The sequence below is a fragment of the Sorangium sp. So ce375 genome (genome assembly GCF_051473855.1).
In the GTDB taxonomy this organism is placed as follows: Bacteria; Myxococcota_A; Polyangia; order Polyangiales; family Polyangiaceae; genus Sorangium.
Window position 1 is genome coordinate 10,504,734 of record NZ_CP150335.1, and the last position, 18,223, is coordinate 10,522,956.

An 18,223-nucleotide genomic window follows, 5' to 3' on the forward strand; every position below is an offset into this window, starting at 1 on the left:
GGCATCGCCGTGCGTGGCGGACCCGAACCACGCTACAATTCCCCTATGTCCACCGACGACCTTCTCGCGCAGGTGCTGCTGTTGCCCCGCCACGAGCGGGCCCGGCTGGCAGAAGAAGTGCTCTCCAGCCTTGAGGAGCCCGACGCCGAGGAGGTCGCAGCAGCGTGGACGGGTGAGCTGACGCGCCGAGCGCGCGAGGTCGCGGAGGGTAAGGTCCAGACGGTCGACTGGGGCACGGCGCGGGCGGAGATCCTGAAGGAGCTCGACGACCGGCGTGCGGGTCGAGCTTCATCCTGAAGCGCGCGCTGAGCTTCGTGCGGCGGCCATCTGGTACGACGAGAGGCGCCCCGGGCTGGGCGACGAGTTCATCGTCGAGGTCTCGTCGATGCTCGATAAGATTGTAGACGCCCGACATCTTTTCAGATCTGGCCAGGGACTTCTCCTGCGCCACAAAGCATTCGCAGAGCGATCGTCGACCGTTTTCCGTACGTCATTGCGTTCGAGGTGCACCCCGAGCACACGCTCGTGCTCGCCATCGCGCATGCAAAGCGACGTCCGCTGTACTGGCTCACTCGTGCCTTGTGAATGGCCCGCCCACTACGGCAATGCACCCGACGCCGCTTCGCGCTGCGGGTGATTGTCAAGGCGCTGTGCGGGCGAGGGCGAGCTCCAATCCAGCGATCCAGGAAACCGGAGCGTGTCCACGGAGACGCCGTCCTCGCCCGAGATCATCTTGCCCTGGTCGTCCCAGCTGATGCCGCCCTTGCCCGGCGGCCTCAGCGTGTAGGTCGATGTGGCGGTGACGAGGCGCTCACGGGCGATCAGTCCGGCTCGCGCGACGCTCGAACGCCCGAGCGCAGGCGTGCGGGAACGCTGCTGCTCGACCCGCGCCGACTCCGACGATGAGATGCGCCGTGCGCCGTGCGCCGGCGCCGCAGTCACACACAGATCGCGAGATCGCCGCGCACTCTTCACACAAGAGAGGGTACTCCACATGGGAGGCGATTCATGGTGCCGAGACGAGCCATGGCCGGGTGCGGTTGTCGGAGAGCACGCTCATGAGCGCGCTCCCGCGCGGCGCCGTGACGCCGCTGAGAGGCGCCGCGGCCGCCGCGATCGGCTGGCGCACGCAGGGCCGGCACTACATCACCGTCATCGCCAAGGCGAGCTTCGCCTTTGCGATCGATGCGGTGATGTGGCGGACCGATCCGCAGGAGATCCTCCGCGCCGAGGTCCACCATGGCCAAAACCCGTCGCGGAGCATCCGCTGGAGCGGGGACCTCGCGCCCTACCTCGGTCGCGCCGATGTGGTCTTCACCGGAGACGCGCACGCGCCGCGCGGCACCGAGGTCCAGTCCTTGCCGGTGCGGCTCGCGGTCTACAGCGCGGGCGGCTGGGTGCTCGACAAGCGCCTCCTCGTCCGCGACAAGGGCCCTTTCCGGCAGATACCCCTCGTGTACGAGAGGGCGGTTTGCGGCGCGAACGGGTGGGAGAATCCGTTCGATGGGGAGCCGATGGACGGCCCGGCCAGCATCCTCGACCTCCAGGATCCCGCGCGCCTCGCCGGCTTCGCGCCGCTCGCTCGCGGCTCGCCGGTGCGCCGTGGGCTGCTCGGCAGCACGCCTCGCAGGGCGCTCGAGGGGCCGAACGCCGACATTCCCGCGGGCTTCGACTGGTCGTACTTCCAGGCGGCGCCCGCGGACCAGCGGATCCCATTCCTGCAAGGCGATGAGTGGATCGTGCTCGAGCACGTGAATCCGGCGGCTCCACGGCTTCAGATGCGCTTGCCCGGGGCGCGCGGGGTGGCGCGGATCCGGGGGCTCGCCGACTCCGCAGCGGCAGACGGCGAGCTGGTCGAGCTCAACGCCGACACGCTTCGCATCGACGGCGTCGAGCAGCGCTGCACGGTCGTGTGGCGCCGGGTCTTCCCCGTCTCCGGCGAGGACGCCCTCGCGGCCGTGCGGATCGTGGCCGGCGTCGAGCTCGAAGGCGAGGAGATCGCATGGCCCGACGTGCGCCTCGAGGAGCAGGAGCGCGTGCAGCCGGCGCATCCGCCTTCCCTCCGCCTCGGCTCCCAGGAGATCGCCCGGATCGAAAACGCGCCCGACGGGGCGGGCGAGGCGCGGCTCGCCCCGGAGCTCCCGATCAGCCTCTCCGCCGAGGACGTCGAGCTCGTCGATCCACCGCTATCCGCCGCGTCGCTCTTTCAAACGCTCGCGCTCCCCGTGGAGCCGGGCGAGCCGTCGGTGCGCGCGCCGGCGCTCCCCTTCGGGCCCGCAGCCCCTGCGCCAGCGTCGCAGGGCGAGCTTGGGCCGGTGCCGGTCGCAGAACAAATCCCTGCCATCTTCACCAGCACGACGCTCCTGTCGAGCGAGGACGAGGCGCGGGCCACCGATCAGCCCGCGACGCCGTTTCCTGCCGCGCCGCCGCTTCCGCCGCGCGTCGCGCCCGAGCTGCCGATCCCTGGCGCGCCCTGGTCCGGCGAGCGCGCTGCACGGTCGCCTTCCGCGTCCGTGGGGCCCGCGACCTCCGCGCCGACGGCGGCGGCGCCCGCGTGCTCCGAGGCTCCCCTCGACACCACCGCGGCCCCGGGGCTCGTCTCGGAAGCGTCCGATCAGCCGGCCGCGTCTCGCTTGTTTCACGAGCTCCGACGCGGGGGCGACGACGTCCCGGGGCCGCTCCCGCCGCTCGGCGAGGGCGACGAGGTCAGCGTCGAGCGGTGCGCGGTCGTCGCGGCGGAGCTCGCGGAGCGGCCGGTCCCCCGGGCCGACGTGCTCCGCGCGCACGGCCTCACCGATGAGCGCTGGGAGCAGGCCGAGATGCGATGGCAGGAGGCGATGGCGGAGGAGGCCGGACGCCGGGAGCGACCGCTGCGCGATCGGTTCGATGCAGCCTATCTCGCCGCCTGGGAGGCCATCCGCGGCGTTTTGCATCCGACCGATTATGCGCGGCTCGTCGTCGCGACCGAGCGCGACGGCGCGGCCGCGGCGCTCGATCCGCTCGCCATTCGACGCACCGTGTGGGCGCAGATGAAGCGGCTCTGGGCCAGGCGGCTCGCCGGCGATCCGCGCCTGAGAGCGCAGGTAGAGGCCGAGATCGCGACGCTGCGCGGAGCGCCGCGTCAGCCCGCGGACAATGGCGCCCACGCGGCGCAGGCCGGCTGATCCACGCGATGCGATGTCAGATGTCAGGTATGCGGATCACACGATGGCGACGCGCCGTCGTGACATACAATCATCGCTTTGCTTTCCAGGAATCACCTCTAGAGTCGACGTTCTTCCGGCGCCAGGAGCCAGCGCGCACAGACAACGGGGAATTATAACCATGCAAGATGCGTTCACCGTCAGCGCCAGCGCGCTCCCTGCCGCCACGCGGGTCGTTGGCTTTCGAGGGACAGAGGGGCTGTCGAAGCCGTACGTCTTCGAGATCTACCTCGTGATGACGAACTACGTGGGCCAGGATCTCGACCTCGCCGACGCTGTAGGCGCGAAGGCGACACTCCGCCTGTCCCCGTCGGACGGCGGGCCCCCCTCTCTGGTGAGCGGCATCTTCGCGACGGTGGAGCTCGTCCACGCATTTGGCGAGCGCTCCGTCTTCCGCGCCGTGCTCGTGCCGCAGCTCTGGAAGCTCACCATCTCCCTGCATAGCCGGGTCTTCACCGACCAGACGGTGCCCGACATCATCAAGACGGTGCTCTCGGGAGCGGGGGTCTCGGACTACGAGCTCAGGCTGATCGGCAGCTACAAGCCGCAGGAGCACGTGTGCCAGTACGGCGAGAGCGACTTCGACTTCATCTCGCGGTGGATGGAGCGCGAGGGCCTCTATTATTACTTCGAGCAAGGGGACGGCGGGGAGACGCTCGTCATCACCGACGACAAAGGCGTCCACGTCCCGCTCGGCCAGAAGGCGGTCCGGTATGTCCCGCAGTTCGGCGAGCACAGGGCCAAGGGAGAGCTGCTCTGGACCTTCACGTGCCGGCACACGTCGATGCCGTCCAGGGTCCGCATGAGCGACTATGATTACAACAACCCCGCGATCGAGATCTCCGGCAGGGCGCCCGTCGCGGCGAACGGGCTCGGCGAGATCAGCGTCCACGGCGCGCGCTTCTTCACGCCGGCCGAGGGCAGCCGCCTCGCGGCCGTGAGGGCGCAGGAGCTGCTCGCGGGCCAGGTCGTCTACCACGGCACCGGGGCGGCGTTCACCATGCGCCCCGGGTACACGTTCGAGCTCGAAGAGCACCCGTGGCCGGCGTTCAATACGGTGTATCTGGCCACCGAGGTCGAGCACTGGGGCAACCAGACGGGCTGGGCGCCCGAGCTGATGCAGCTCATCGGGCTCACCTGGGACGATGTGTATCGGATGGAGGTCAAGGCCGTCTCCTCGACCATCCAGTACCGGGCGCCGCAGCGGACGCCGTGGCCTCGTATCTACGGGACCGAGCACGCCGTCGTCGACGGCCCGGCGGACAGCGAGTACGCCCAGATCGACCAGCACGGCCGCTACGCGGTCAAGCTGAGCTTCGATGAGAGCGACCTCCGGGGCGGCAAGGCCTCGACCTGGGTGCGCATGCTCCAGCCGCACGGCGGCGGCACCGAGGGGTTCCATTTCCCCCTGCGCAAGGGCACCGAGGTGATGTGCACCTTCCTCGGCGGGGATCCGGACCGCCCCGTCATCGCCGGCGTCGCCCCCAACGCGCTCACGCCGAGCCCCGTCACCTCGGCCAACAGGACGAGGAACGTCATCCAGACCGGGGGCAGGAACCGCATCGAGCTCGAGGACCAGGCGGGCTCGCAGCGCATCACCGTCAGCACGCCGACCGAGAACACGATACTGCGCATGGGCGCGCCCAACGATCACCACAATTTCATCTCCAGGACGGACGGCACAGCCCTCATCAAGACGGGCAAGTCGCTCGAGATCCAGACGGGCACCTGGAGGAAGGACAACGTCGACGATCAAATGGAGACCGAGGTCGGCGGTTACCTGAAAGAGACCGTCACCGGCTCCGTCACCCTCGAGTACAAGGACACGAAGACCGAGACCGTCACGAAGGCCGTCACGGAGATTTATAAGGACACGAAGACCGAGACGGTCACCAAGCCCGTCACGGAAACCTACCTGGACACCCAGACCACGACGGTCACCAACCTGCGCAAATCCGAGCACGGCACCGAGGAGACGACCGTCCACGGGAAGGTCACGGAGAGGTACGAGGGCCACCACGAGACGAAGGTGACGACGGGCGGCCGGTACGAGGAGACCACCGGCCTTGAGCACCAGAAGCTCAACGACGGCTGGAAGGTCGAGATCCCGGGCGGCAACGTCGAGCACATCGCGACGGGCAACTATGTTATCCAGGCAGAGCACTTCAGAGCGAAGGCCAAATCCGACTACCGCGAGATCCAGGGCCTCAGAATTCAAAACACCTTCGGCGGCCTGATCAACCTCACCTACGGCTTCGGTACCCTGAACGTCGTCACCCCGCAAAGGACGGAGCTGGTCGTGGGATTGAAGGTGGATGTCATCGCCGGGCTCAAGGCGGAGATCATCTGGGGCTGGAACTACAAGAATTCAAAAGGCAAGACCGACGTCACTCTGCTCGACATGAAGAACTCGGCCGTCAAGATCGGCAACTCGGGGATAACGCTCAGCAGGGCTGCTGCCGCCAAGGTGACCTCGACGGGGGCTCACGTCTGGCAATCCTTTCTTCACATGTTCCACTAGCGCGGCGTCGAGCAGAAGACCGCGGGAGCCAGCTGCGAACCTCATGAAGACCATCAAGCCGAACCGGCTGGGGCTGCTCACCAAGGTGTTCGAGAACGACGGCGAGCCGTACCTCGTCGTCACGCTCCTCGTCTTCTTCCCGTTCGAGGCGCCGAGGCACCTGCTCTACGAGCAGAGCCTCTGGAGGTTCGCCGGCGCGGAGCTCGGGAGCGACGCCATCCTCGACGAGTGCATGCCGAAGCTCCGGGGAGAGCTGCTCGTGAACGGCCGCTGCTTCACCGCGGGCGCCGTGCCGCGCGCCGCGTGCTCGGTGCGGGTCCAGCTCGGGGCGATCGACAAGACGCTTTACGTCGTCGGAGACCGCCGCTTCGGGCTCCTGGGGATGACCGATCCGGAGCCGTTCGCCGAGATGCCGATCACATGGCGGAACGCCTTCGGGGGCGAGGGCTACGCGCCGAACCCGATCGGCAAAGGCTTCGCGCCGGTGCGCGGCGAGGACGGCTCGGTCCATCCGTTGCCCAACATCGAGGATCCGCGCCGCCTCGTCCGGTCGCCCAGCGACCGGCCCCCGCCCGCCGGGTTCGGAGGTTACGATCCAACGTGGCCACAGCGCTTCTCCAAGGTCGGGACGTACGATGAAGCGTGGCTCAAGGAGCGCTTCCCCGAGCTCGCCAGGGACCTCGACTGGAGCTTCTTCAACGCCGCGCCGCCGGACCAGCAGATCGAGGGGTATTTCCGGGGCGACGAGGCGTTCGTCATCGAGAACATGCACCCCGGGAAGCCCCGGATCGAAGGGGCGCTGCCGGGGGTGGCGACGCGGTGCTTCATCAACCAGAGGTCCGGCGAGGGGGAGTCCTTCCGGGAGATCGCGACACGCCTTGACACGGTCCGGCTCTTCCCTCACCACGAGCGCGGGATCCTCGTCTATCGCGGGGTGCTCGCGATCCGTGAAGACGACGCGGCCGACGTGCTCCACATCGTCGCGGGCTGCGAGGCGATGGGCGAGCCCAGGCCGGTCGAGCATTACCGAACCGTCATGGCCCAGCGGCTGGACAAGGAGAAAGGGCACCTCTTCCTCCTGCGTGACGCGGATCTGATGCCGCCTCCGCCGCCGGACGCGGGGCCGCTGCCGGACGACCCTCAGGCGGAGATGACCAGGCTGCTCCGATCGGAAGGGCTCTTGCAGAAGCGCGCCCGCGCGAAGGCGGAGCGGGAGCTCGAGGAGATCAAGGCGAAGATCCGGGCGCAGGGGCTCGATCCGGCGCCGCTCGTCGCCCCGCTGCCGCCGGACGACGACGTGCTCGAGCCCAGCCTGGACGAGCTGCCGGCGTACGTCGAGCGGGCGATGACCGAGGCCGAGAAGGCCAAGGCGGACGCGGAGGCGCGCCGCGCGGCCGAGGAGCAGAGGGCGCGCGCCGAGTGCGCGAAGCACGGATTCGATTACGACGCGATCATGGGCGAGCGGCAGAAAGAAGCCGGCGGCCCGCCCCGGTTCTCGGCCAAGAAGGAGCTCGAGCGGCTCGAGGACGTGGCCCAGATGGCGCGGAACGGCGGGGTCGAGTGGCCCGAGCTCGAGGCGCAGCTCGGTGATCCGGAGCTCGTGGCGCGCCTGTTCCAGGTCGAGGAGCAGATGCGCTCTGCCTACCGGAAGTTCGCACACCACTACCCGGCGGCCTCCCGGCTGGGCGGCGAGGAGGCCGCTCGCGTGCGGGAAGAGGTGATCGCCGGGCACCGGGCCGGGGAGAGCTTCGCGGGGCGCGATCTCACGGGCGCCGATCTCTCGCACCTCGACCTGTCGGGCATCGATCTCGAGGGCGCGCTGCTCGAGGCCGCCGTCCTCACGGGCACCCGGCTGTGCGGCGCGAACATCGCCGGCGCGGTCCTGGCAAAGGCCAATCTCCTCGGCGCAGATCTCACCGGGGCGAACCTCGCCGGCGCGAACTTCGGCGGAGCGAACCTTTGCGACGTGAAGATGGGCGGCGGGCTCGACCTCACCGGCGCCGTGCTGGCCAAGGCCAACCTGGCGGGCGCCGACCTGACCGGCGCGCGCCTGTCGGACGCCGACCTGTCCGAGGCGACCTTCGACGGGGCCGACTTCAGCCGCGTGACCGCGCGCAACCTCGTCCTTATCAACGCCGACCTCTCCGGCGCCCAGCTCTCCGGCGCAGACCTCGAGCAGTGCACCTTCATCGAGGCCAACGTGGAGGGCGTCGACTTTCGCGGGGCGAACCTCCGCGCGTCGGTGTTCATCACCGGCAAGGGCGACGGCGCCGTCTTCCGCGGAGCCAAGCTCGACAACATCCGCCTCATCGCGGGCTCGTCGTTCACCGGCGCCGACTTCCGCGGCGCTTCGCTCGAGCAGGCCAACCTTCGGGGCACCTGCCTCAGAGGGAGCGACTTCACCGAGGCGAACCTGCGGAGCTCCGATCTCAGCGAGTGCGACCTCACGGGCGCTCGCCTGGATCGCGCTGTCGCGGTGGGCGCCATGCTCACGCGGGCAGACCTCTCGGGCGCCTCGCTGTCCGGCATCGATCTGATGGAGGCCGTGCTGCAGAAGGCGAAGGTCGACGACGCGAGCTTCGAGAGGGCCAACCTGTTCCGCGTCGACGCCACGAAGATGCGCGGAAACGCCGCGACGAGCCTGAAGGGGGCCAATGTGAAATACGTGCGCTTCGTCGCGCCGCCGGAGAGCCATGGACAGAAGTGATCTTGTCGAGCTGGTCCAGGGCGGCGAGATCATCTCCGACGTCGACCTCTCGGGCGTCGATCTCTCGGGCGCCGATCTCTCCGGCGCGATCTTCGACAAGGTGAGCTTCGCCGGCGCGGACCTCTCGGGCGCTCGGCTGAAGGAGTCGACGGCCACCGGCTGCAGCTTCAGCGGCGCGCGCCTGTCCGGCGCCAACCTGCACCTTGCGGCGATCGTGGACTGTGATCTCACGGGGGCGAAGCTGGACGGCGCCTCCCTGATCGCAGCGCAGCTCACCGGCGGCGATCTCTCCGGGATCGACCTGAGCGGCGCAGACATGACCCTCGCGAGCGTGATCGACACGAGCCTCTCGGGCGCCTGGCTCACGCGCGCCAACCTGGACCGCGCCGCCATCCTGGACGTGGTGACCGAGCGGATCGACCTCTCGGGCGCCGTGCTGAAGCAGACGGCGCTCGTGCGCGCCGATCTCTCGACCGCGACCCTCGGCGGCGCCGTCCTGGAGCTCGTCGTGCTCGTGGAGGGGAAGCTCGCGGGCCAGGACCTGCGCGGGATGTCGTTCACGATGACGCAGTTCACGGGCGCCGATCTCAGCGGCTGCGACTTCTCCGGCGCGACGCTGACGCAGTGCGGTTTCAAGGACGCGAACCTCTCCGGCGCCAAGCTCGACGGCGCTCTCGCGGGCCGCGCGCTCTTCGTGAATGCCAACCTCACCCGCGCGAGCCTCGCCGGGGCCGTGCTCAAGGAGTCGGTCTTCGTGGGCGCTCGCCTCATCGAGGCCAACCTCGCCGGCGCCAACCTGGAGATGTGCATCCTGACCCGGGCCGCGTGCGCGGGCGCGCGCTGGAACGGCGCCAACCTGACGTACGCCGACCTGTCCCACGCCGACGTCTCGGCCGGCGACTTCTCGAGGGCGACCCTGTTTCGGGCGCGCCTCCATCGGATCAAGGACGAAGGGGCCGTGTGGTCCAGCCGGGCTGCCGCCCTCGGCGACGACGCGGATCTCGCCGAGGCGGAGCAGTGGCAATCACGGGTTTTGGGCGGCAGCCGGGGGAGCTCGGAGCCTCCGGCCGTGGGTGTCGAGACGTCTACACGTTGACGAGGGAATCATGCGCAGTCTGGCGAGAAAGCAGGAGCCGAGGGCTCTGGTCACTCAGGAGTTCGGCACCGTGGCGCGCGCCGACGGCGCGGCGCTCGTCGTGGAGACCGACGCGGGCGAATTCAGGGCGAAGCGCGCCAAGGGGTGCCTCCTGGAGCCCGAGGCGGGCGACCTCGTGCTCGTTGCCGTGGCGAGCGACGGGCGTTGCTACGTGCTCTCCGTGCTGGAGCGGGAGGACGGCGCGCCCGGGAGCATCGTCGCGGACGGCGACCTGAACATCAAGCTGCCTGCCGGTCGCCTCGGCGTCGCCGCGCAGGACGGCATCGGCCTGGTCTCGGCCAAGGAAGTGGCGGTGGTCTCGGCGGGCCTCTCGGTGAACGCCGTCGACGGAAACATCGCGCTGCAGAGCCTCTCGTTCGTCGGGACGCTCCTTCGCGCGGAGATCAGCAAGGCCAAGGTCCTTGCCGGGAGCCTCGACTCCGTGCTGGAGCGGCTCTCGCAGCGGGTGAAGCGCTCCTACCGTACCATCGAGGAGAGCGAGCAGCTCCGGGCCGAGCGGATCGATTACGTCGCGAAGAAGACGATGAGCCTGCGCGGCGAGAACACGCTGGTGACAGCGCAGGAGCTCGTCAAGATCGACGGCGAGCAGATCCACCTGGGTTGAGGAGGCATCATGTTCGCGAACACGCAGATGGGCGGGATGAACCTGGGGTTTCCGGACGTGTGCCTCACCCCGCCGGTGCCTGTCCCGATCCCTTATCCGAACATGTCCTTTGGCCCGGTGAGCGCGCCAGCCGCGTACAACGTGCTGTTCATGTGCGCGCCCGCGCATAACCTGCTGACGACGCAGCTCATCTCCGTCGGCGATCAGCCCGGCGTCGCCCTGGGGGTCGCGTCCGGCTCGGTCATGGGGCCTTCCCGCCACATCACCGCCGCGTTCACCTGCCTCGTCGGCGGCATGCCGGCCACCCGGCTGACCAGCATGAGCCTGCAGAACTCCACGAACTGCCCCGGAATGCGGATCGTGCCGAGCCAGGTCAAGGTGCTCATCCTCTCCCCTTGAAGGATCTCGGCCGCCTGGAGCTCGACAGCCTGCGGGCGACGAAGGGCCGGAGTACGATCGTGCGATCTACGGCTGCGACACCACGATGACGACGTGCCTCCCCCCCGAGCGGGCTCGGAGCAACCGATCTCAATCGGCGCAGCAGAGCACGCCGCCGCCCGTTGCTCCAGGCTTTATGACTTGATTGGACTCGTCATAGCCGTCGCCCCCGCAGTCCCAGGGCCCTTTGAGGGCTTCGCAGAGATCGCCCGAGGTGCGGTCGAGCACGCCGCAAATGGGTGGCCTTCTGCCGACGGAGCCGCACCCAAAGAGGTCGTTCGCCGTGATGCTTGAGGTGGCGCAACCGCGGGCGCAGCTCGCTCCGGTACACACATCCGGGTCCTTGTTGTCCCCCAGAGTGCAATACGCACAGCCGGTGCTCCCCTGGCGCGTCGCGAAGAACAGGCCGGGCTCGGCCACCGCGCCGTCGCAGCCGGTAGGCGAATGGAGAGCGACGTCATCCGCGCCCTTGCAGACATGAAAACCTCTCGCGCACAGGTCGCTGGCGCTGCAGCCGAGGCCCGCCGGGTTTTGGCCGGTGTTGCCGCCGCCGAACCCACACTGGGGTAATGGATCGATCAAGATACCCGGTACGGTGAAGCCGCCTGCGCACCCGGCGATCAACGGATAGAGGTCCTCCTCGATGAACGCCTCGCGCGTGCCGTCACTGCAGCCGTTTGTCGTTGGCGCGCAGCCCTCGTCGATCCTGCCGTCACAGTCGTTGTCGACTTCATCGCCGCACAACTCGGGCACCGGCTCTATATCGGGGATGCAAGCGAGCGCGCCGCCCACACAAAAGACCCTTCCGTTCGCGCAAGGACCCGTCAGTCCCGTGAGGCAAGCGGCGCCGGAAATGGGGCTCTCTTCGTCGATCTGACCGTCGCAGTCGTCGTCGACGCCGTTGCAGAGCTCCTCGGAGCAGGGCACGCCGGCGCCGGTGCCGCTGGCTGATGCAGAGGACGACGACGACGCTGACGACGCGCCCCCCTCGCCCAGAGTATCGAGCTCCAGCAGGCTGGTGCGCGCGCCGCAAGCGACGAGCGCAAAGGCAGGGACGAGGGCGAGCGTCTGAAGGAAGGGCGCGCGCATGGTGCTGATGCTCCGTCGCATGGTAGACCCGGCGCGCGCTTCGGAGCAAAGAAAAAAGCATTGCGCTTTGCTCGGTCTTTACACGCCGCCCAGAGCCTCGCGCCACGAACTGATTTATGTCGATATGCAGCTCGAGATACTGCCCAGTCTGCGGCGGTGCATGTGAATTCGGTCCGCAGGCCCCTGACCGTCCGCAGTCGTCCCTCGTACGACATCGGCTTGGAGCCCCCGAGCGCTCCACCTCGTCAATCGGGGCCGATCGGCCAACCAAGGCCAGAATCGCTGCAGGCATAATGCACGACCGCCTTGTAAGTGCATTCGAGCCGCGCCGGGTAGAAGTCGCGCCCCACCAGCCCAGAGAGCCTTTCGCCTGCAGCGTTCCACTGGCGCGTCTCATCGGCCGCGGAAGGGTCGTGCACGTTCACCTCCTTCACCTGTTCTTCAGTCAGAGCAGCGGGGCAATCGGCGGGCATCGTGGCCAGGGCGGCATCCTGGCTCGTCACATCGTGAACGATCGTGTGGGCATAGAGCAACCCCTCCGCGTCGCACGCGATCGGATAATCAGCTCGCCCGTCCGACGATGGCGTATTGTCCGCCCAGAGATCGTCGCGTCCCGTCCCTTGAACCCGGGCGAGGCGCAGCGCTCTGGACAGCAGGCTGTCGTCCGTCACAGCGCTCTCTTCATCGGCGCAGTCGAACTCGAGAGGAGAGCCCTCGATCCGGTACCAACAAACCGTCCATGGCTCCGTGCGAATCTCCCCCGGGGAATTCTCGATTACCATGTCATCGATTGTTTTATCGCGCTCGATACGCGGCTGCATGACCTCCTCCACCTCCTGAGTCGAAGGGCAGCCGAGGTCGGCCCGAACCGCGTAGCCATAGTAATTGAATGCAGTACACTCCCCATCACCTCCGCAGGCGGAGAGCGCAATCGCGAGCCCGGCGTGCAGCGTGAGCAAGGTGCGCGAGAAGCTCGGCACGACGGCCGGAGCACAGGTCATGGACCACAACGAGCCGAGTTTTCGGACTGTTCCTTTCATCTCCGTCAACCTCGAATAAGGACATTAAGAATTCGCGACAATGGAGCAAAATTGTACGATGATATCAAGCGCTGGATCCATGCTCGTCGCGAGGGGCAGACGACCCCTCACGCGATCCGCCACCGTCCCCGAAGAGGGATGGGTTATCCACGCATCGAAGGGGGCATACAATGGCTGGGCCAACGAGCTCCGAGGCGCGCTCGGCGCCGAATGCACCGCCCTGCGCGTGGCCGGAGCGATCAGCGCGTCATACGGGGCGCCAAGATGTGCCAGACCATGACAGGGTGAGCGGGTGCGTCGTACGTGCCGTGCGCGGCCTTCGATGTCAGTCGAGCGTGAGGTAAAAGCGCACGAGAATGAAGGAGCGGCCCAACCCGCCGCTGCACCCGACAGGCGCGAAGCGCCCGCGGGTGACCGGCAAGGCGTTGGGCGGGCAAAGACCGGGGTACGGTCGTTCAGGCGCAGGTTCCGGCACATCACGCCGGGTCGAGCCGGCGCCCGCCGGACGTGTCCGCCCGGGCCGCGCACACCGGGCGGCCCGCCTCGGGCATCGCGCGTGACGCCGGGGAGCTCTGACGCTAGACTGAGATCGCCGGTAACGGAACAGGAGGAAGCACCGTGCAAGCCGCCAAGATCCCCATCGTCATCCCCGCAGACCGTCGGGTGGAACTACAGGTGCCCGCAGACCTTCCAGAAGGTCCAGCGGAGGTGATCGTCCTCATCACCGCCCCGCAGAAGGCTGCGCCACGCGACAAGCGGGCAGCGCTTGGCATGGATCGGGGTGCGGTCCAGATCGCCGACGACTTCGACGCGCCGCTGCCGGAGGACCTACAGCGAGCGTTCGATGGCGAGACATGAGGGTGCTGCTCGACACACACTGCTGGCTCTGACTCGTCGCCGACCCCGAGAGGATCAGGCGCGACGTCGTAGAGATGCTCGTCGCAGAAGGCACTGACGTCTACATCTCGGCAGCGACAGCATGGGAAATTGTCATCAAGCACGCGCTCGGAAAGCTCTCCCTTCCCATCCCGCCTGCCGAATACATTCCTTCCCGCATGGCCGCCCTCGGTCACCTTTCTCTGCCCATCGAGCAACGGCACACCCTCCAGGTCGCCGGACTTCCCCCGCATCACAAGGATCCATTTGATCGGATCCTGGTCGCGCAGGCCCAGGTCGAGGACATCCAGCTCGTCACCGCCGATCGGCTCATGACGCCCTACGATGGCCGTGTGATCTGGGCAGATGCATGACCACCACAGCTCGCGGAACGTGCAGTTCTCCTGCATCGCGGACGGCGCCGCCGCTCACCGACGTGCGGCCGTAGCACGAGCAGCGCCTCGACGGCAGCCACACGTCTCAGCCGCTCGACAGCGCTTCCCCGCCCGACAGAAAGGCGATGATGCCGTGCGGGGCGGTTTCGCCGAAGCAAAGCTCGAAGGTCGCCGCGGCTTCGGCGGCGGCCTTCGCTCCACGAGCGAACATCTCTTCTTCGTATTTGGCGAGCGCGGCTTCGAGGTCATTCGGGTGCGCGGCGATGGCCTTGCCGAGCTCCGCGCCGTCGTACATCGCGAGGTTTGCGCCTTCCCCGTCGGGCGGGCTCAGGTGCGCTGCGTCGCCGAGGAGCGTCACGCCGGGCACGCGATCCCAGCGATGCCCGACGGGGAGCTTGTGGATCATGCGCGGGACCGGATCGGTCTCGCCGTCGGTGATGAGCGCGGTCAGGGCCGGAGCCCAGCCCTCGAACTCCGCGGCGACGCGCGCCCGCGCCGCCTTCGGGTCGGTGAAGTCGATGCCCTCGATCCACGCCTTTGGCTTCGTGAGCGCGACGTAGGTGTGGAGGACGCCGTTCGTCTCACGGTGCGTGAGGATGCCTTTGCCGGGCGTGAGCGCGTAGAACGCGCCCCCGCCGACGAGCTTGGCGCTGGCGGCATGCCGCGCGTCGGGGTCGAGCAGGTACGTCTCGATGTAAGCGGTGCCGATGTATTCGGGCTTCACGTCGGAGAGGAGCGGCCGAACCTTCGACCACGCGCCGTCGGCGCCGACGAGGAGGCCGGTGGTCACGGTCGACCCGTCCGCGAAGGTGAGCTCGTGCTCTCCGTCGCCGAGCGCACGCACGCCCGTGAGCTTGCGGCCCCATTGCACGGTGCCAGGCGGGAGCGAGTCGAGGAGGATGCGGCGGAGGTCGCCGCGGAGCACCTCGGGGCGAACGCCGGTGCCGTCGTCCGGCTGGTCGAGGAGGACGGTGCCCTGCGGATCGACAATGCGCATCGCCTCGCCGCCTTCGTGGACGATGCGGCGGAACTCGTCGAAGAGGCCGGCGGCCTTGAGCGCGAGCTGGCCGTTGTAGTCGTGGATGTCGAGCATCCCGCCCTGGGTACGCGCCTTGGCGGAGGCGTCCGCCTCGTACACGGTCGCCCGGATCCCGTGGACGTGGAGGACGCGCGCGAGGGTGAGCCCGCCCGGTCCGGCGCCAATGATGGAGATAGAAGTCATCGTGATCCCTCTCGGCCTTCATTCTGGAACATCGTTCCATTCATTTACTTGGAGCGCCGTTCCAGACCTGTCAAGATGGAGCCTTGGCGAAGAAGGCGACGCGAGGGCCGGACCGCGAGAAGCGCCGCGAGGATGCGCTCTCGCGCGAGCGGATCGTCGAGGCGGCGATCGCGCTGCTGGACGCGGACGGTGAGGAGGGGCTGACGTTCCGCGCGCTCGCGACGAGCCTGGCGACGGGCTCGGGCGCGATCTACTGGCACGTCACGAACAAGAGCGAGCTCCTCGTCGCCGCGGCCGACGCCGTGATCGCGCGCACGATGGGCGCAGTGCGCGGCTCGCCCGAGCCGCGCGAGGCGATCCATCGCGTCGCGCTCGGCGTGTTCGACGCGATCGAGGCGCATCCGTGGGTGGGTGCGCAGCTCTCGCGCGCTCCGTGGGAGACGCCGATGCTGCGGATCTACGAGCGCCTCGGCCGTCAAGTCGAGGCGCTGGGCGTCCGCGGGAGGGCCCAGTTCACCGCGGCGTCGACGCTGCTCGGCTACGTCATCGGCGTGAGCATCCAGAACGCCACGGCGAGCCAGTTCGCGCGCCGCGAGCTCGGGCCGTCGACGAACCGCGTCGACGTCCTCGAGGCGGCAGCGGCGCGCTGGCGCGAGCTCGACGCCCGTGAGTACCCGTTCACGCGAAACGTCGCCGCCCACCTCCCCGGCCACGACGACCGCGAAGAGTTCCTCGCCGGGATCGACCTGATCCTCGCCGGAGTCGCGGGCTCGGAGTGAGCCGCGGACGCGGCGGTGCAAGCGCCGGTCGGTCTGCGTGACCTGCAGGCCGGGCGTCGCCGGCAGCGGACCAAGGACCGGGGTCGCCGCGAGCCAAGGCCCCTCGCCCAGGACCCGCGCCGAGGCGGGCCCGGCTCGTGACCCGGCCGAAGTTGCGGTAAGCTCCCTGCACCATGAGCGACGTCGAGAGAGCGGCTCACCGGGAAGCCGCCGACGCCATTGTCTATTTCTGCGGCAACGCGCTGGCCATCATCAGGTGCATTCGTGTCGAAGGTTGATCTCAAGAGGGAGCTCAAACACCTCTACCAGGCATCCGCGAAGGAGGTGGTCCAGGTCGAAGTGCCAACATTGCAGTTCCTCATGATCGACGGCGAGGGCGACCCCAACACATCACAGGCGTACGCCGAGGCGGTGGAAGCGCTGTTCTCCGTTGCCTACACGACGAAGTTCATGATAAAGAAGGGGGCGCGAGGGGTCGACTATGCGGTCATGCCTCTCGAAGGCCTTTGGTGGTCTGATGACATGTCCGTCTTCACCTCGAACGACAGGTCGAGGTGGAAATGGACGATGATGATCATGCAGCCTCATTTCGTGGAGGAGGCGGTGATCCGGGCGGCCATGGTGGAGGTGAGGCGAAAGAAGGCGCTCCCCGCGGTAGGCGCGCTCAGGCTGGAGAGCTTCACCGAAGGATCATGCGCTCAGATACTTCACATCGGCCCCTTCACCGAAGAAGGGCCGACCATTCAGCGAGTCCATGATTTCATTTGTGCGCGCTCGGCGCTTGCAGGAAAGCACCATGAGGTGTATCTGAGCGACATACGCCGCGCCGATCCGGCCAGGTGGAAGACCATCATCCGCCAACCCATGGAGTGATAGCCAGCAGATCGTTCAAGCCGACGCCGCTCCGCGGCGCGGCTCGACGCGGGCGTCAGGTAGCAGAAAACACGCTCTCCCTCACCACAAACCGTCCTCGGAGGTTCCATGAAGCGAGTCACTGGCATTGGCGGCATCTTCTTCAAAGCCAAAGACGCTCCGGCGCTACAGGCCTGGTACAAGCGTCACCTCGGGATCGATGTCCAGGAATGGGGCGGCGCGGCTTTTACCTGGACCGACGGCGAAGGCAAGCCGGTCGCCGGAACGACCGCCTGGTCCATTGCTCCGGCGCAGAGCGACCAGTTTGCGCCCAGCACCGCGACGTTCATGGTCAATTACCGGGTCGAGGATCTCCACGCCCTCGTCAAGGTCTTGCGCGAAGAAGGCTGCAACGTCCTCGAGAAGATCGACGATTCCGAGTACGGGAAGTTTGCCTGGGTCATCGATCCAGAAGGAAACAAGGTAGAGCTCTGGCAGCCGCCTGCCGGCCAATGACCCGCGACCACGAGCGCCTGCCGCGTGACGCGGACCTGCCGAAGGCGTGACGGTCAGCCTTCGTTCGTGAGAGACACCGGGGCCCGACGCAGCGCGAGCTTCCGCAGGAACGTCACCGGGTCGAGGTAGTACGGATTCTCGTGTACGTGGCCGCCGATGATCACGTGCGAGTGCGTGGCGAGCACATCGGCGATCACCCGGCCGCTGAAGCGATTGACGTCGTAGCAGCAAAGAAGCGTGCAGTCGTGCTCGTGCGTCAACGTGTTCAGCTTTGCTTCGTAGACCATCAGCTCCTCGGTGCCCGGCAGGTTCTTCAGCGCCCATTCCATGTCGCCGCAGGTGCGAACGGACTTGAACTCGCCTTCGGCTGCGCCCTTGAGCACGCCCTCGACGGTCGCGTACATGCGGTCCACGACGAACACGTTGTCCTGGATGTACGTCTCCTCGGAGGGCACGACCTTGAGCTGGCCACGCTGAATCGCATCCTGCACGGGCACGCCGCCCTGTTGCATCCGATTCACATGGTCGTCGTGAACGCTCGACTCGAGGATGGTCACCACCTCGTCGCCGGTATCGATTCCTTCCTGGAAGTACGGATTGAGGACGTCGTACATCTCCTTGCGCGAATCAAAGAACGCGCAGATGTGCTGCAGGCCGTGCAGCTCCTTGCCGCAGAGACTCACTTTTCGCGTACGTGTCGGCGCCATGGTGCACTCCTGGGACCCGTGCGTCTACCACCTCTTCGCGTCAGCGTCGACCCATCCTGGCCTCTAGCATCCGCGCGGTGCGTTGCGTGAGCGTGTCCGGCGTTGGTTCCGGAAGAGC

General features: G+C 67.8%; 17 protein-coding genes. 12 read left to right on the top strand and 5 right to left on the bottom strand.

What is annotated here, in order from left to right:
• The first annotated feature begins 45 nt into the window (after positions 1-45).
• Positions 46-297, top strand: coding sequence for an addiction module protein (locus WME90_RS39330; RefSeq protein ID WP_437277210.1), 252 nt, complete (start codon positions 46-48; stop codon positions 295-297).
• A 300-nt stretch (positions 298-597) separates the two neighbouring features.
• On the opposite strand, the gene WME90_RS39335 is transcribed toward WME90_RS39330, so the two are convergent.
• Positions 598-996 (bottom strand): hypothetical protein, encoded by a 399-nt coding sequence (locus WME90_RS39335; protein WP_437277211.1) that lies wholly within the window; start codon positions 994-996, stop codon positions 598-600.
• A 62-nt stretch (positions 997-1,058) separates the two neighbouring features.
• Between WME90_RS39335 and WME90_RS39340 the strand changes: the two genes are divergently transcribed.
• The 6 genes from WME90_RS39340 to WME90_RS39365 all read left to right on the top strand — a co-directional run bounded on the left by WME90_RS39340 (position 1,059) and on the right by WME90_RS39365 (position 10,590).
• Entirely contained in the window at positions 1,059-3,164 is a 2,106-nt protein-coding gene (locus WME90_RS39340) for a DUF2169 domain-containing protein (RefSeq protein WP_437277212.1), read from the top strand.
• Between the two features lie 160 nt (positions 3,165-3,324).
• A complete protein-coding gene (locus WME90_RS39345) occupies positions 3,325-5,724 on the top strand; it encodes a type VI secretion system Vgr family protein (RefSeq protein ID WP_437277213.1) in 2,400 nt (799 codons plus the stop codon).
• Between the two features lie 43 nt (positions 5,725-5,767).
• A complete protein-coding gene (locus WME90_RS39350) occupies positions 5,768-8,431 on the top strand; it encodes a DUF2169 family type VI secretion system accessory protein (RefSeq protein WP_437277214.1) in 2,664 nt (887 codons plus the stop codon).
• Complete coding sequence (locus tag WME90_RS39355; protein WP_437277215.1) at positions 8,418-9,527, top strand: pentapeptide repeat-containing protein; 1,110 nt, start codon at positions 8,418-8,420, stop codon at positions 9,525-9,527. The genes WME90_RS39350 and WME90_RS39355 overlap by 14 nt, the downstream gene beginning before the upstream one ends.
• A gap of 10 nt (positions 9,528-9,537) precedes the next feature.
• The gene (locus tag WME90_RS39360; protein ID WP_437277216.1) at positions 9,538-10,191 is read left to right on the top strand and encodes a DUF3540 domain-containing protein; all 654 of its coding nucleotides are present in this window, start codon (positions 9,538-9,540) and stop codon (positions 10,189-10,191) included.
• Positions 10,192-10,200: 9 nt separating this feature from the next.
• Positions 10,201-10,590: a DUF4150 domain-containing protein gene (locus WME90_RS39365; RefSeq protein WP_437277217.1), complete on the top strand. Its 390-nt coding sequence runs from the start codon at positions 10,201-10,203 to the stop codon at positions 10,588-10,590.
• Positions 10,591-10,719: 129 nt separating this feature from the next.
• On the opposite strand, the gene WME90_RS39370 is transcribed toward WME90_RS39365, so the two are convergent.
• Positions 10,720-11,718 carry a MopE-related protein gene (locus WME90_RS39370; protein WP_437277218.1) on the bottom strand — a complete coding sequence of 333 codons (999 nt, stop codon included), beginning with the start codon at positions 11,716-11,718 and terminating at the stop codon, positions 10,720-10,722.
• Positions 11,719-11,963: 245 nt separating this feature from the next.
• Positions 11,964-12,758 (bottom strand): hypothetical protein, encoded by a 795-nt coding sequence (locus WME90_RS39375; protein WP_437277219.1) that lies wholly within the window; start codon positions 12,756-12,758, stop codon positions 11,964-11,966.
• A 618-nt stretch (positions 12,759-13,376) separates the two neighbouring features.
• Here WME90_RS39375 and WME90_RS39380 point away from each other — a divergent pair.
• The gene (locus WME90_RS39380; RefSeq protein ID WP_437277220.1) at positions 13,377-13,616 is read left to right on the top strand and encodes a hypothetical protein; all 240 of its coding nucleotides are present in this window, start codon (positions 13,377-13,379) and stop codon (positions 13,614-13,616) included.
• 53 nt (positions 13,617-13,669) lie between these two features.
• Positions 13,670-14,008, top strand: coding sequence for a type II toxin-antitoxin system VapC family toxin (locus WME90_RS39385; protein ID WP_437283723.1), 339 nt, complete (start codon positions 13,670-13,672; stop codon positions 14,006-14,008).
• 106 nt (positions 14,009-14,114) lie between these two features.
• Here WME90_RS39385 and WME90_RS39390 read toward each other — a convergent pair whose 3' ends face one another.
• Positions 14,115-15,251, bottom strand: coding sequence for an FAD-dependent oxidoreductase (locus WME90_RS39390; RefSeq protein WP_437277221.1), 1,137 nt, complete (start codon positions 15,249-15,251; stop codon positions 14,115-14,117).
• A gap of 83 nt (positions 15,252-15,334) precedes the next feature.
• Between WME90_RS39390 and WME90_RS39395 the strand changes: the two genes are divergently transcribed.
• The 3 genes from WME90_RS39395 (at position 15,335) to WME90_RS39405 (ending at position 17,398) form a co-directional block, all read left to right on the top strand.
• Positions 15,335-16,030, top strand: a complete 696-nt coding sequence (locus WME90_RS39395; protein ID WP_437277222.1) for a TetR/AcrR family transcriptional regulator — start codon at positions 15,335-15,337, stop codon at positions 16,028-16,030.
• Between the two features lie 264 nt (positions 16,031-16,294).
• Complete coding sequence (locus tag WME90_RS39400; RefSeq protein ID WP_437277223.1) at positions 16,295-16,903, top strand: GyrI-like domain-containing protein; 609 nt, start codon at positions 16,295-16,297, stop codon at positions 16,901-16,903.
• Between the two features lie 108 nt (positions 16,904-17,011).
• Complete coding sequence (locus tag WME90_RS39405; RefSeq protein ID WP_437277224.1) at positions 17,012-17,398, top strand: VOC family protein; 387 nt, start codon at positions 17,012-17,014, stop codon at positions 17,396-17,398.
• 53 nt (positions 17,399-17,451) lie between these two features.
• Here WME90_RS39405 and WME90_RS39410 read toward each other — a convergent pair whose 3' ends face one another.
• The gene (locus WME90_RS39410) at positions 17,452-18,105 is read right to left on the bottom strand and encodes an MEDS domain-containing protein (protein ID WP_437277225.1); all 654 of its coding nucleotides are present in this window, start codon (positions 18,103-18,105) and stop codon (positions 17,452-17,454) included.
• Positions 18,106-18,223 lie beyond the last annotated feature (118 nt).

Bases quoted from the DNA above. Each gene is read 5' to 3' on its own strand.
- WME90_RS39330 (WP_437277210.1), top strand. From the start codon at position 46: ATGTCCACCGACGACCTTCTCGCGCAGGTGCTGCTGTTGCCCCGCCAC.
- WME90_RS39345 (WP_437277213.1), top strand. From the start codon at position 3,325: ATGCAAGATGCGTTCACCGTCAGCGCCAGCGCGCTCCCTGCCGCCACG.
- WME90_RS39390 (WP_437277221.1), bottom strand. From the start codon at position 15,251: ATGACTTCTATCTCCATCATTGGCGCCGGACCGGGCGGGCTCACCCTC.
- WME90_RS39405 (WP_437277224.1), top strand. From the start codon at position 17,012: ATGAAGCGAGTCACTGGCATTGGCGGCATCTTCTTCAAAGCCAAAGAC.
- WME90_RS39410 (WP_437277225.1), bottom strand. From the start codon at position 18,105: ATGGCGCCGACACGTACGCGAAAAGTGAGTCTCTGCGGCAAGGAGCTG.
- WME90_RS39375 (WP_437277219.1), bottom strand. From the start codon at position 12,758: ATGAAAGGAACAGTCCGAAAACTCGGCTCGTTGTGGTCCATGACCTGT.
- WME90_RS39355 (WP_437277215.1), top strand. From the start codon at position 8,418: ATGGACAGAAGTGATCTTGTCGAGCTGGTCCAGGGCGGCGAGATCATC.
- WME90_RS39360 (WP_437277216.1), top strand. From the start codon at position 9,538: ATGCGCAGTCTGGCGAGAAAGCAGGAGCCGAGGGCTCTGGTCACTCAG.
- WME90_RS39340 (WP_437277212.1), top strand. From the start codon at position 1,059: ATGAGCGCGCTCCCGCGCGGCGCCGTGACGCCGCTGAGAGGCGCCGCG.
- WME90_RS39335 (WP_437277211.1), bottom strand. From the start codon at position 996: ATGTGGAGTACCCTCTCTTGTGTGAAGAGTGCGCGGCGATCTCGCGAT.
- WME90_RS39350 (WP_437277214.1), top strand. From the start codon at position 5,768: ATGAAGACCATCAAGCCGAACCGGCTGGGGCTGCTCACCAAGGTGTTC.
- WME90_RS39365 (WP_437277217.1), top strand. From the start codon at position 10,201: ATGTTCGCGAACACGCAGATGGGCGGGATGAACCTGGGGTTTCCGGAC.
- WME90_RS39370 (WP_437277218.1), bottom strand. From the start codon at position 11,718: ATGCGCGCGCCCTTCCTTCAGACGCTCGCCCTCGTCCCTGCCTTTGCG.